Origin of the sequence: Synechococcus sp. R55.2 (assembly GCF_047462075.1) — a bacterium.
In the GTDB taxonomy this organism is placed as follows: domain Bacteria; phylum Cyanobacteriota; class Cyanobacteriia; order Thermostichales; family Thermostichaceae; genus Thermostichus.
Genome location: NZ_JANSIH010000040.1, coordinates 1 through 11,047, shown reverse-complemented (window position 1 = coordinate 11,047; position 11,047 = coordinate 1). Strand labels below are relative to the sequence as shown.

Genomic DNA, 11,047 nt, shown 5'->3' with positions numbered 1-11,047 from the left:
TATTTTGTTAAACCCCACCCCCCCCCCCCCCCCCCACGGGGGGGGTGCGGGGCAGGGGGTGAGGGACAAGAAGACAGTCTTTCTCGAAGATGCCCTCCTGCGTACCTACGCCCGCCTGAATCACGCCTACCGCACGGGACGCTGGGAACCTGTCGCGCCGCACGCGGTGCGTCCGTCGGCGTGGCGCGGGGCGTTGGGGCTGCTGGGCTATTACCTGCCGCGTTTGCCCTACACAGCATACAAGGCGTGGGCGGAGTGGCGCGCGCCCGTTCGCGATGGCTACTTAGTCGCGGAGACCGTCGCGGGCGACCCGACCGTCTGCCGCGCCGATTCGTAGACCTCAAGGATGCGATCCACCACCGCAGGCACGGAGAGCGTCTCGCGCTTGCGGATGGCGCGCTGACGCAGCGCCTCGCGTTCCGCCTCGTGCCGTGTGAGGTACAGCACCGCCTCCACGAACGCTTCGGGCGTCGGCTCGACGACCAGCCCCGTCTGCCCGTAGTCCACCGCTTCGGGCGCGCCGCCGCCGTTAGCGACGATGCACGGCAAGCCCGCCGCCTGCGCCTCGTCCAGCACCAGCCCCTGCGACTCGGTCACCGACGGGAACACGAACAAGTCTGCCGCCAGCAGGTAGAGCGACACCTCGTCGCGCGGCACGGGACCCGTGAACTGCACCCACTCGGTGAGTTGGCGCGCCTCGGCTTCGGCGCGGAGCGACTCCAGCGCGGGACCGGGTCCCACCAGCCACAGTCGCGCGTTGGGGCAGCCGCGCACGATGTGCGGTATCGCCTCCAGCAGCACGGAGACATTCTTTTCGGGCGCCATCCGCCCGACATACAGCAGCATCCACACATCCTCTGGGATACCCAGCTGCGCGCGCGCCTTCGCCTTGCTGACTTCAGGGAACGGCAGCACAGGGTTGCGGATTGGCGTAATCGGCTTGCGCACGCCGTATTTGCGCAGCACCTCCGCGCCGATGTCCGACGGGGTCATCACGGCGTCTACGCCCTCGTAGTAGCGGCGCAGATGCCAGCGCAGCAGGCGACGCACAGGCGCGCGCGGCACAACGCGCGGCACATAGTGCAGGTACTCCTCGTACAGCGTGTGGTAGGTGCTGACCAGCGGGATGCGCAGTCGCCTTGCCCAACGCGCGCCCACAATCCCCGTGAAAAACGGCGTGTGCGTATGCACGACATCGATTCCCAGCGTGCGGAACTCGCGCCACAGCGCGGGCGCAAACGGCAGCGCAATCGGGTAGTCAGGCTCGAACGGCGTGTAGACCGACGGCAGGCGGCGCACCGTGGGGTAAGGGTCTTGATAGCCGCGATAGTGCGGCGCGTAAATCCAGACCTCGTGCCCGCGACGGGTCAGCTCCTCGTGTAGGATGCGAATCGAGACGCTGACCCCGTTCAGGTACGGCAGGTAGCTCTCCGAGAAGATAGCGACTTTCACGGCGTTTCCGACTCGCGATGGGCGTTGCGGTTCCCGCGCGGCTGGCGCAGGGCTTGCTCTTCCAGGAACGCCACGATGTCCGACAGGCGGAATCGGCGTTGGTTGCCCTCTGTGCGAAAGCAGCGCAGCCAGCCGCGGTCGGTATACCGACGGATGGTCGCAGGGCACACCCCCAGCAGGCGCGCCGTCTCTTCCAGCGTCAGCACGGGGTCGGTCAGCCGTGCGATGAGTTCCTCGCGGCTCTCGTCGCGCCCGCGCACGGGATAGTATTTACGCGTGACGCCATCGTCGTCCGTCCACTCCGCCAGGTAGCGCAGGTACTGGGGCAGTTTCGCCCAGAGTTTGTCGGCTTCGGGCGGCACAACCGTTTCGGGCGATGGTTTCTTGCCGCGTCGCTTGCGCTTACGCAGTCGCGGACCATGCGAGGGAGGCTCAGTCGGCGCAGGGGCAGACTCTGCCTGTGCCGCTGTAGGGGCAGGCGCTGCGCTGGGAGAGGGCGCAGCGGACGGTTTCCTGCCCAGTTCCTGCTCAATTAGCGGCACAAACTCGGCGAAATCGGGCACACGAATCGAGACCAGCGCGTCCCTGCGCGACTCGGCAGGTGCGGGCGCAGCAGGCGTCTGCGCGGCGGCTACCGTCGGCGTCTGCTCCTTAGGCGCAGCAGGCGACAGCAGCTCTGAAGACAATGGCGACGCTGCAGGGGAGTCGTGCGCGGGCGTCTCTGCAACCAGCTCCGAAGGCTGCGGCTCTGGCTCGTCGTCCGCATACTGGGTCTCAAGATAGCGATACCAGTCGGTCAGGCTCAGACGGCTCATGGGCGTGCGGTATAGTGTACCTTAAATGCGAAAACGGCTCCAGAGGGTTCTGGAGCCGTGGAGGTGATTTCAATCTGGGCATCGACCTATTTTCCCACTCCGTTACCAGAGCAGTATCTTCGGCGCTGGAGGGCTTAACTGCCGTGTTCGGGATGGGAACGGGTGTTTCCCCTCCGCTATGGACACCCAGATTGAAAGCGTGCAATTCGCCGCTCGTGAGAGGGCGGGTTCCCTCTCAGGAGAGGTTTTGACAACTGGAGCTGGAGTCGTCGGAAGTGCGTCAATAGGCAAGCCCTCGGTCAATTAGTACGGCTCAGCTCAACGCATTACTGCGCTTACACCTGCCGCCTATCAACCCAGTCATCTACTGGGGACCTTACTCCGTTGCCCGGATGGGAGACCTTATCTTGGGGTGGGCTTGGCGCTTAGATGCTTTCAGCGCTTATCCCGTCCCGACATGGCTACCCAGCGTCTGCCCCTGGCGGGACAACTGGTACACCAGAGGTCAGTCCAGCCCGGTCCTCTCGTACTAGGGCCAGCTCCCCTCAAGTCTCCTACGCCTGCGGTGGATAGGGACCGAACTGTCTCACGCACATTCCTCCCTTGTTTCCAAGGGTGTAGACTATACCTCCATCCTCCCGAAGGACAAGGAGGAGCCGGCGTGTGATGGACGCCATAGATTTGCCCTAACTTAGGGCAGGACGCCCATCTCAGGCGTAAAGCCTTCAGTCGTTACGGGGAACGGCAGCTTGCACCTCATTACTGGCAGGATATAAGGCGCAACGATACGAACAAACGCTCGCGCTTGTTCAACAGGCAGATAGAGCCAGTGCGCTTGACGCTTTCGGCTTCTGTGGATGTGCGCCTCCAGACCAAAGTTCACTGCAAGCGTGTTGCAGAGACGCTGCAGTCCTTCGGTGGAAAAGCACTGAGTCTCTATCTTGATGGAACCTTGCCGTTTGTCCACCGTGCCATCGTCCATGTACCAGACTGCAAGCGCCAGAGGGGTATTGAGTAATTCTGTGATGTTCTCTGGAACCTCTTTTCTCCCCTGAGGGTAGAAAAGCGCTCGCAGTTCGGCTAAGAGTGGATGGCATCGGGTGACGAACCGCCAGTATGGGTAACCCCTGTTGGTTTGATAGTGGATGGGCGACGGTTGGAGTTCCGCAAGTTGTTCGTGCTTCCAAGCCACATAGTCGCGGAAGCGTTCGGCGTGCAGCACTTGAAGGCGCACGCCGCGCCCATGCGGTTCCAAATAACCGTCTCCCAGAATTGTACCAATCAGGAGATCCTTCATCTTCAGCTCCCGTTCTTCCCTCGGTATTGCCCTCTGCAGCGTTCGGCGGACTGCAGGAGGGGTCTACCGATATGAGCCGGTAGGCACCACAGGATTACTCCTGTGGGACGCCACGCCCTATTGGGCTAACGTTCTGAACCCAGCTCGCGTGCCGCTTTAATGGGTGAACCCCCCAACCCTTGGGACCCTATTCAGCCCCAGGATGCGACGCATGGTTCTCCACTGTTTCCAGTGGCATAGACTATAGCATCACCTTGACCATCGCTTGTCAAGGGTCCGGCGTGTGATGAGCGCCATAGATTTGCCCTTGCTTAGGGCAGGACGCCCATCTCAGGCATGAAGCCTTCAGTCGTTACGGGGTCAAAGGAGTTTGTATCCCATACATGGGGGTACATAAGGACGGGTAATTTCGCAAAACAAGACCGCGCTTCGCGAGGGTATATAAAGAACCCACTGGCTTTTCCCTGCCTGATGGAGCTTAGCATGAACGCCATAACGACTATATAGGGCGTTCGCTAACCGCTCCACATCAGAGCGCGGAAAGCCATGCGTGTTCAACCGCAACGCGTTGCAGTCTGTGCGGCGATGTCCGTCGTCCATGTACCACACTGCCAAAGCCAGTTCCGTTAGGAGCAGCTCCACACTTAATGGAACCACCTTCCAGCCGTTCGGGTAGAAGGTATCCGAATACCACTCCAACTCTGGAAGGCTTTTCGTGTCGTATCGGATGTGGTAGTAGTGTCTACATGTGCGCTTATCGAACACAGCCACAGTGCGCGGTCTGCAACAAATGCGCTGTAGCAGTGTATACTTCCACAGCGCGTATTCTGTCGCAGAAGCGCTATGGTCGAAGCGCACCCGATAACGCCTGCCATTCTTGGAAAGGCAGGCATCTCCGAGAAGAGAACCGACCAACACAGAATGCTCTGGCTCTGACAGCATCTTCAACTCCTCGACTTCCCACGGGATTACCCTCGCCAATCGGGGGAGGATTGCGTTAGGGCTTCCCCGTTATCAGCCGGATTTTACCTGAAGAGTTGCCTCTTCAGGGGCCCAAATTGAGCCGACATCGAGGTGCCAAACCCCGCCGTCGCTGTGGACGCTCGGGCAGGATCAGCCTGTTATCCCTAGGGTAGCTTTTATCCGTTGAACCCTGGCGTGCCCACGCACAGCCAGAGGGTCACTAGGCCCTGCTTTCGCATCTGCTCGACCCGTTGGTCTCACAGTCAAGCCCGCTTATGCCCTTGCACTCGACGCGCGATTTCCGACCGCGCTGAGCGGACCTTTGGACGCCTCCGTTACCGTTTAGGCAATTCCGTTCGTCCAGCACGCGGCAGCTTGTATCGCATCTCAGGTATCAGGTACGGCTCCACCAGTTCGAGGAACCGTTCGAGGCTTGCGCCCCGAATGACGACCTGATGCCCTTCCGCTTGACGGCGCAGATAGGTCTCCAGCGCAAACTTTTCCGTCAGTGTTTGCGCCAGCCGCGCAACCTCTGCCTGTGTGAAGCCTTGCGTATGGAAAACCACAGCTCTGGAGTGGCGGTCTTTGATGGAACCGTCATCCATGAACCAGTACGCTAAGCTTCGCGGTTTGAGCAGGCGATGAATCTGCGCGGGGACGACCTTGCGTCCGTCGCAATAAAACTGCTGCGCATAGTAGCGGAATGCGCCATGGCTAACCGTCTGAAACCACCAGTTGCCGTTCGGCTTCTGTTGTGGCGGCGTCAGAACCCACGCTTCGAAGAGGGTGTAGAGGTGCTGCACATACGCTGAGTGCTTGTCCGACTGCTCGATTTTGAGGCGATAGGTGCGTCCTCGGTTTTGGGTTTCGAGGTGCGCATCGCCCAATAGCAGTCCGACCAGTGTTTCGCGCTGCACGCGGGTAAGTTTCAGCGTCTCTTTGTAGGCTTCGAGTGCGTGGTTGCGTGCCATGTCGTCCTCCGCTGTGTTGCTGGACGCCTCATGGAGAGGCTTCCGATCGCTCGGAAGTTCAGACTGTCTCACCATCCATGCGTTGCATGGATGCTCGGCGTACAGTCGTTGAGGGGTCACGAAGACTTCCCTGCTGATTGTCCGCGCCAGTCGCATTTTCAGTGGCGTGTGCGCCACTAGCGCTGGACACTGCACCCCTTCCTTCAAGCACGGAGAGGGCTTGAAGTGAGGGGACGGACTTCCCAGCATATAGCCGAGTTTGCCCCTGATGTTGCCATCAGGGCGCCCCATGTTGAGGCGACCGCCCCAGTCAAACTACCCGCCTAAGACTGTCTCCACGCCGGATCACGGCGCAGGTTAGCATTCCAGTAGGTCAAGGGTGGTGTTCCATTGGCGCCGAAGCTCCCACCTACGCTCTACATGACATACCGAAATGCAATCTCAAGCTGTAGTAAAGCTCCATAGGGTCTTTCCGTCCTACCGCAGGTAACCCGCATCTTCACGGGTGCTACAGTTTCACCGAGAGTCCCGCTGAGACAGTGGCCCAGTCGTTACGCTTTTCGTGCGGGTCGCAATTTACGCGACAAGGAATTTCGCTACCATAGGCAGTTGCCCCCTATGTCGCCATAGGGACTGGACCATATCATCACTCCGCAGGGTGTTGCGGAGCGTCTGGCGTATGGTCTCTGAGGATTCTTGAAATCACCTCCTGCAGCGGTCGGAGCCGTTGCTTTCCCTTAGCGGCTGGGTTCATCGCATACGCCTTCTCGACGATGCGTGCCAGCCCCTCAGGGCGGCGGTGTTCCCCTTGGTTCATCAGTTCCAGGATTTCGCGGAACCGATAGAAGGTTTCGCGCTTGCATGAGAAGGGTACCACATACTTCTCGAAGTAGGGTACGACCTTCTCCCAGAGGCTACGCCGACAGTGGATGGCGTAGACATAGCAGTTGGGGCTTCCCGGTTTGGGGAAGATGCGTCCTGTGCCGAAGACTTGCTGGGCGAGTTTGAGCAGGGGTAGTCCGCTGCGGTGTTGCACCAGATGGAACTCTGGGTCAACATAGTATCCGTAGCGGCTGGTGTCGTGGTGTTTGATGCTCACCAGCAGCGAGCCTTCGCCTTCGATGAACCCTGCGAGGAACCATTTCGCCTCTTCGGTGACTTCAAGTCTTTCCTGCTGATTGGCTCCACCCATCACTTTGTCACCTCCTCGGTAGTGTGGGATCCACGAGCTGTTCCAGCATATAGCCAGATTTTACAACGGCCCTGTGACGAACCGTTAGAGTTACGGCCGGCATTCACCCGGGCTTCAGTTCAGGGCTGCACCTTGCGGCTGACCCCTCGCCTTAACCTACGGGCATTGGCCAAGCGTCGCCCCCTATACATCGGGTTTCCCCTTCGCAGAGAGCTGTGTTTTTGGTAAACAGTCGCCGGGCCCGCTTTGCTGCGACCTCTTTCGAGGCACCCCTTCTCCCGAAGTTACGGGGTCAATTTGCCGAGTTCCTTAGCGGGACTTCTCTCGCGCGCCTGAGGCTCCTCGCCTCGCCTACCTGTGTCGGTTTGCGGTACGGTCAGGTGGTTTCAACGCTACACGGGTTTTCTCGGCTCCAGTCACGGTCGCTTCGTTCACCGCGCGGGATCCCTTCGTCGCCCCAGAGTTGCCGCTGGGGCGAGCGCAGCCTTCCAACTCTGCGCCCGACCGATTCTGAAGCGTCACCGCTTGGCTCCACCACCTGGGGTGGGAATGTTGACCCACTGCCCTTCGCCTACGGCGTTTCGCCCTCGACTTAGGACCGCCTAACCTTCAGCGGACGAACCTGCCTGAAGAACCCTTAGGCTTTCGGCGGACGGGATTCTCACCCGTCTTCTCGCTACTCGTGCCGGCATTCTCACTTCTGCACGCTCCAGTGGTGCTTCCGCTCCACCTTCACTGCGAGCAGAACGCTCCCCTACCGCTCCCTTGCGGGAACCCGCCGCTTCGGTAACAGGCTTGAGCCCCCTTACATTGTCGGCGCAGGGTCACATTCGACCAGTCAGCTGTTACGCACTGTTTAAAGGATGGCTGCTTCTAAGCCAACCTCCTGGTTGTTTACGCGACCCTACATCCTTTCACACTTAGCCTGTGTTTAGGGACCTTAGCGGGCGGTCTGGGCTGTTACCCTTTTGACAACGGCGCTCATCCGTCGCTGTCTCACTCCCACGCTTCCTGCTATGCCATTCGGAGTTTGGTTGGGTTCGGTAACCTGGTAGGGCCCCTAGCCCATCCAGTGGCTCTACCTGCATAGCATAGCGCGTGAGGCTGCACCTCAATGCATTTCGGGGAGAACCAGCTATCTCCGCGCTCGATTGGCATTTCACCACACTACCCCCAGTTCCTCCGAGACCTTTTCAACGGTCACCAGTTCGGCCCTCCACCGTGTGTTACCACGGCTTCAGCCTGACCAGGGGTAGATCGCGCGGTTTCGGGTCTACGCCCAGCGACTGAGTCGCCCTGTAAGGACTCGCTTTCGCTACGGCTCCGCGTCTGAGACGCTTAACCTTGCCGCTGAGCGTAACTCGCCGGCTCATTCTGCAAAAGGCACGCCGTCAGACTGTCCCCCAGAGGGGTATAGTCCTCCGACTGTTTGTAAGCGCACGGTTTCAGGTTCTCTTTCACTCCCCTTCCGGGGTGCTTTTCACCGTTCCCTCACGGTACTGGTTGCGCTATCGGTAGCAAGGAGTATTTAGCCTTACCCGGTGGTCCGGGCAGATTCGCACAGGGCTCCACTTATCCCGTGCTACTCGGGATCCCGACGAGTCGCTTCCACTTTTCGCATACGGGGCTCTCACCCTCTATGGCGTGCCGTTCCAGACACTTCTGCTAAGCGGAAGGCGTCCTCCGATGTCGGTCCCACGACCCCAACTGGGCACGCCCAGTTGGTTTAGGCTCTTCCCCGTTCGCTCGCCGCTACTGAGGGAATCTCGTTCGATTTCTTTTCCTCTGGGTACTGAGATGTTTCAGTTCCCCAGGTTCCCTCCACACCGCCTATGGGTTCAGCGGTGGGTGACCACCCATTCGGTGGCCGGGTTCTCCCATTCGGGGATCTGCGGATCAACGCCTGTTTGCGGCTCCTCGCAGCTTATCGCAGCTTACCACGCCCTTCATCGGCTCCTTGCTCCTAGGCATCCGCCGTGCGCCCTTAGTAGCTTGCCTACTTTGGCGCGCTTCTCGATGACTCCAGTCCAGTTGTCAAAGTGGAAATCGTTGGGTCCGTTGCCCGTGCTGTGGGCGCCTCATCAGCCCAACCCTGAGCGCCCCGTAAGGCGCTGAGGGTTAGGTTGGTGGAGGCGACCGGATTTGAACCGGTGACCCCCTGCGTGCAAAGCAGGTGCTCTCCCGCTGAGCTACGCCCCCACTGGTGGGCGCGATTGGATTCGAACCAATGACCTCACCCTTATCAGGGGTGCGCTCTAACCGACTGAGCTACGCGCCCGTATGTGGCTCCCTCAAAACCGAGCAGGTAGTGCTTTGCGCGCCGTAGAGAGTTGCTTCCGTTAAAGGAGGTGATCCAGCCGCACCTTCCGGTACGGCTACCTTGTTACGACTTAGTCCCCCTTACCAGCCACACCTTCGGCGGCTCCCTCCCGTGTGGGTTAGGCGACCGACTTCGGGTGCAACCGACTCGGGTGACTTGACGGGCGGTGTGTACAAGGCCCGGGAACGTATTCACGGCGGTATGGCTGACCCGCCGTTACTAGCGATTCCGCGTTCACGCAGTCGAGTTGCAGACTGCGATCCCAACTGAGGGTGGTTTTTTGGGATTCGCTCCCGCTCGCGCGTTGGCTGCCCTTTGTACCACCCATTGTAGCATGTGTGACGCCCTGGACGTAACCGCCATGCTGACTTGACGTCGTCCCCACCTTCCTCCGTGTTGACCACGGCAGTCTCCTCAGAGTGCCCGGCATGACCCGCTGGCAACAGAGGACAAGGGTTGCGCTCGTTGCGGGACTTAACCCAACACCTCACGGCACGAGCTGACGACAGCCATGCAACCGGTGTCCACGGGTCGGTGAGTTTCCCCACCGAGGCGCCCTATTTCTAAGGCGTTTCTCGTGGATGTCAAGCCCAGGTAAGGTTCTTCGGTTTGTATCGAATTAATCCACATGCTCCACCGCTTGTGCGGGCCCCCGTCAATTCCTTTGAGTTTCAACCTTGCGGCCGTACTCCCCAGGCGGGGCGCTTAATGCGTTAGCTTCGGCGCTGAGGGTTAATCCCCCAACACCTAGCGCCCATCGTTTAGGGCTGGGACTACAGGGGTATCTAATCCCTTTCGCTCCCCCAGCTTTCGCACCTCAGCGTCAGCAACGGGCCAGAGATCCGCCTTCGCCACTGGTGTTCCTCCCGATATCAATGCATTTCACCGCTACACCGGGAATTCCAATCTCCTCTCCCGTCCTCGAGCTTCGCAGTATCTGGTGCAGCCTCTCGGTTGAGCCGTGAGATTTCACACCAGACTTACGAAGCCGCCTACGTGCGCTTTACGCCCAGTAAATTCGGGCAACGCTCGCCCCCTACGTATTACCGCGGCTGCTGGCACGTAGTTAGCCGGGGCTTTTTCTGTGGGTACCGTCTGCGTTCGTCCCCACTAAAAGGAGTTTACACCCCGAAGGGCTTCGTCCTCCACGCGGCGTCGCTGGGTCAGGCTTGCGCCCATTGCCCAAAATTCCCGACTGCTGCCTCCCGTAGGAGTGGGGCCCGTGTCTCAGTGCCCCTCGGGCCGATCATCCTCTCAGACCGGCTACCCGTCGTCGGCTTGGTGAGCCGTTACCTCACCAACAACCTGATAGGCCGCGGGCCCATCCCGAAGCGGAAACCCTTTTAGATGCCTTCGCCGAAGCCAAGGCATCCACATCCGGTATTAGCCCGAGTTTCCCCGGGTTATCCCAGTCTTCGGGGCAGGTTACCCACGTGTTACTCCGCCGTTCGCCGCTCTCGGCGCCCCGAAGGACGCCTACCGCTCGACTTGCATGTCTAAGGCACGCCGCCAGCGTTCGCCCTGAGCCAGGATCAAACTCTCCGTCAGAAAACGCGATCCCTGCTTACGCAGGCTCGTTTTCCAAGTTGACTGGCCTCGCAAAGCGTTCTTACCTGCCCGGTTTTCAAGGTTCAATCACCGCTTGCCGCCCTTGCAGCAAGCGCACACGCCAACACGCCTTACGGGATTGTGTCGGCGAGTCGGATTATACCACATCCCAGGCGCGTTTGTCAAGGGCATAGCCCTTACGCACGCAGTTTCTGGGATCTCAAGGTATCACTTCCGCCCCAAAGTCCCTTGCTCTGAGGCGGGCTATATGATACCATGCCCGTGACAGCGTTGTCAAGGGTTTAAGCCCGATTCGGGGCAAATTCCCCCCGAATTTCTGCCAATTCGCGGGGCTTCGGCTCAAAAAGGGCGTCGCCCCTACGCTCCGGGCTGCCGCACAACGCCCAGAAACAGCACCACACCCGTCGGCTGATGCACAATCGCAAACAGGAACGGGCGGTCTGCAACGAGGTTGAACTGGTCTATAGG

At 60.0% G+C, this 11,047-nt stretch carries 3 protein-coding genes, 2 tRNA genes, 4 rRNA genes, 1 pseudogene and 1 other annotated feature; all 10 genes and pseudogenes read right to left on the bottom strand.

What is annotated here, in order from left to right; all coding sequences use genetic code 11:
* Positions 1-279: 279 nt before the first annotated feature.
* The 10 genes and pseudogenes from NW838_RS01470 to NW838_RS01425 all read right to left on the bottom strand — a co-directional run bounded on the left by NW838_RS01470 (position 280) and on the right by NW838_RS01425 (position 11,044).
* On the bottom strand, positions 280-1,452 hold the full coding sequence (locus NW838_RS01470) for a glycosyltransferase family 4 protein (protein WP_414427363.1): 1,173 nt from the start codon (positions 1,450-1,452) through the stop codon (positions 280-282).
* On the bottom strand, positions 1,449-2,267 hold the full coding sequence (locus tag NW838_RS01465; protein ID WP_414427362.1) for a helix-turn-helix domain-containing protein: 819 nt from the start codon (positions 2,265-2,267) through the stop codon (positions 1,449-1,451). Before NW838_RS01465 ends, NW838_RS01470 begins: the two co-directional genes overlap by 4 nt.
* 73 nt (positions 2,268-2,340) lie before the next feature.
* Positions 2,341-2,457, bottom strand: a 5S ribosomal RNA gene (rrf, locus tag NW838_RS01460).
* A 105-nt stretch (positions 2,458-2,562) separates the two neighbouring features.
* Positions 2,563-4,941, bottom strand: a 23S ribosomal RNA gene (locus tag NW838_RS01455).
* Between the two features lie 17 nt (positions 4,942-4,958).
* Positions 4,959-5,498: pseudogene (locus NW838_RS01450) on the bottom strand (LAGLIDADG endonuclease); the annotation flags it as partial.
* A gap of 244 nt (positions 5,499-5,742) precedes the next feature.
* Positions 5,743-5,957 (bottom strand) — a sequence feature (23S ribosomal RNA rRNA prediction is too short).
* Between the two features lie 52 nt (positions 5,958-6,009).
* Positions 6,010-8,674 (bottom strand): 23S ribosomal RNA (locus tag NW838_RS01445).
* A gap of 140 nt (positions 8,675-8,814) precedes the next feature.
* A tRNA-Ala gene (locus tag NW838_RS01440) sits at positions 8,815-8,889 on the bottom strand.
* A gap of 2 nt (positions 8,890-8,891) precedes the next feature.
* Positions 8,892-8,968, bottom strand: a tRNA-Ile gene (locus tag NW838_RS01435).
* A 63-nt stretch (positions 8,969-9,031) separates the two neighbouring features.
* Positions 9,032-10,558, bottom strand: a 16S ribosomal RNA gene (locus tag NW838_RS01430).
* Together the 16S, 23S and 5S rRNA genes with 2 tRNA genes alongside form the textbook arrangement of a ribosomal RNA operon.
* 378 nt (positions 10,559-10,936) lie before the next feature.
* On the bottom strand, positions 10,937-11,044 hold the full coding sequence (locus NW838_RS01425; RefSeq protein ID WP_414427364.1) for a serpin family protein: 108 nt from the start codon (positions 11,042-11,044) through the stop codon (positions 10,937-10,939).
* Positions 11,045-11,047 lie beyond the last annotated feature (3 nt).

Coding starts and splice junctions, on each gene's coding strand:
- NW838_RS01465 (WP_414427362.1), bottom strand. CDS start 2,267: ATGAGCCGTCTGAGCCTGACCGACTGGTATCGCTATCTTGAGACCCAG.